Below are 2496 nucleotides of genomic sequence, written 5' to 3'. Positions count from 1 at the left end.
TCACGGCGGAATTGCAGCATCGGGTGCTCGCCGATCGGATGATGCGGGGCGAGGAAGGCTCCGAACTTCAGGCGCGCCATGATGCTTTCTCCCAGACGGAATGTCGTTGTCGTGTTGCTTGGTTGCCGAAGAGGCTAGTTGGCGGCTGCGCGTTACGCAATCGCCATTAAATCACGGCCGCGCAGAGGGATTTGCATGAGGGTGAGCGGCCGCGTTGTTGCGGTCGGCGCGCTGCGCAGATGCCGTGTGCTGTATTCGTGTACGGCAGTAGCGCCTCAACACAATCAATGTCGTCCCGGACAAGCGCGCAGCGCGCAGATCCGGGACCCATACTCCGCAGCCGTTGTTCGTGGCACACTGCCCACGACCAGCCTTCGCAACTCCAGGGACGGTGGCTATGGGCCCCGGGTCGGCGCGCTGCGCGCTTGCCCGGGATGACACCGGTTAGGGGGCCGACACAGCATGCAGCATAGCGTTTGCTTATCTCGCAGGTAATCGCCGCCGCGATTGAGCTCCGCTACACCTGAGCCCGCGCAATTCGGCAGGTGTTCCATGCATCAGATGGTCTCAAGCGGCGTCGAAACGCGGCGCTGGTGGGTGCTCGCGACCGTGGTTGCGGCCCAGTTCATGTTCGGTGTCGATGCCTTTGTCGTCAACGTCGCGCTGCCGACCATCGCAGCCGAACTCCACGCCAGCTCGGCGCAGATCGAATCTGTTATCGCGATCTATCTGATCGCCTATGCGACCTTGGTGGTGAGCGGCGGCCGGCTCGGCGACATCTTCGGCACCAAGCCCGTGTTCGTCATCGGTGTTGCCGGCTTCACGCTGACCTCGTTGTGGTGCGGCCTGGCGCAATCCGGGCCGGAGCTGATCCTGGCGCGGCTGGCGCAAGGCGCGACCGCGGCGCTGATGGTGCCGCAGGTACTGACGACCTTGCATCTCTTGTTTCCCGACGAGGCGCGCGGCCGCGCCTTCGCCATCTACGGCGTCGTGCTCGGACTTGCCGGCGCCGCCGGCTTCATGCTCGGCGGCGTGCTGGTGACGCTCGATCTGTTCAGCCTCGGCTGGCGCGCGGTGTTCTTCGTCAACGTGCCCGGCGGCGCGCTGATCATCGCTGTTGCGTTGCGCATCATGCCGCGGGTCGCCCGCCGGACCCGCGTCCGGCTCGACATCTCAGGCGCATGCGTGCTGTTCGCGGGCCTGCTGTGCCTGATGGGGCCGCTGCTGTTCGGCCGCGACCTGCATTGGGCGCCCTGGCTATGGCCGGTGATGGCATCAGGCATCGGCATCATCGCAGGTCTCGTCCGCCTGGAGCACGCGGTCGCGCGTCGCGGCGGCATGCCGCTGATCGATCTCGCGTTGCTAGAGGATCGCGCCTTCATGCGCGGCCTCTGCGCGGTGTTCTGTTTCTTCTTCGCCAATCTCTCGTTCTATCTGGTGATGACTGTCCATATGCAGCAGGCGTTGCAGATTCCGCCGCTGCAGGCCGGCATGGCGTTCCTGCCGCTGACGACAACCTTTGTCATCGCTTCGCGGCAGGCGGGGGCGCGCGCCAAGCGCCGGGGCATGATGGTGTTGATCGAAGGCTGCGCGCTGCAGCTCGTCGGGCTCGCAGCGCTTGCGCTGCTTGCGATGACCATGCCGGCGCCCAGTGCCGTGGTGTTGGCGGCGTTGTTGATGATCTTCGGCTATGGCCAGGGCCTGGTGATGGCGCCGCTGTCGAATGTCGTGCTCGCGACCGTCAAGCCCGGCAGTGCCGGCGCAGGCTCGGGAATTTACGGGACCGTGGCGCAGATCGGCAATGCCGCCGGCGTTGCTGCGATCGGTGCGGTCTACTTCGCGATCGAATCAATTCAACAGGCAAGAGTTGCGTTCATTGTCACGCTCTCGCTGTTCGCGATGTCGATCGTAACATCAGCCGCATTTCTGACATGGCGACGCCGCGCCGCCGGGCAATCGTGACATTTAGATCGCAATCGAACCAATATCGCCGCTGACTTTCTGTTGATCTGCCGCGGGCAGTGTTTTTATTTTGCGTCGCAGCAACTATCTAGGTCATGGTGGGTTGATCCTCGCCGATCCAGGAGTTGCCGTTGTCCCTCGCCGAAAATGTTGAATACCTGCGACGTCTGCGAGAGCTGAACGGCATCACGGGTTTCGGAGACCTCCACGGCCAGCCGCGTGTCGTGCCGGACAGCCCGCTGATCGAGATCGAGCGCTTCGGCTCCAATCCCGGCAAACTCAAGATGTTCGCCTATGTGCCGCCGCAGCGGCAGCCGCTGCTGCCGCTCGTCGTGGTGCTGCATGGCTGCGGGCAGAGCGCGGCGGAGTATGATCTCGGCGCCGGCTGGTCGACGCTCGCCAAGCATTACGGCTTCGCGTTGCTGCTGCCGGAGCAACAGCGCGCCAACAATGCGCAGCGCTGCTTCAACTGGTTTCAATCCGAAGACGTCACGCGCGACGAGGGCGAGGTCGGCTCGATCAGGCAGATGATCG

2 protein-coding genes are annotated in these 2496 nt (G+C 64.2%); both read left to right on the top strand.

The window, feature by feature from the left end:
* Positions 1–552 precede the first annotated feature (552 nt).
* Positions 553–1962 (top strand): MFS transporter, encoded by a 1410-nt coding sequence (locus WA702_RS06825; protein WP_425109771.1) that lies wholly within the window; start codon positions 553–555, stop codon positions 1960–1962.
* 131 nt (positions 1963–2093) lie between these two features.
* Positions 2094–2496: PHB depolymerase family esterase (locus WA702_RS06820; protein ID WP_425109770.1), on the top strand; the 403-nt coding region annotated here is incomplete at its 3' end.

This window comes from Bradyrhizobium sp. (genome assembly GCF_049798375.1).
GTDB lineage: Bacteria > Pseudomonadota > Alphaproteobacteria > Rhizobiales > Xanthobacteraceae > Bradyrhizobium.
This window is presented reverse-complemented; position numbering and strand designations above follow the sequence as displayed.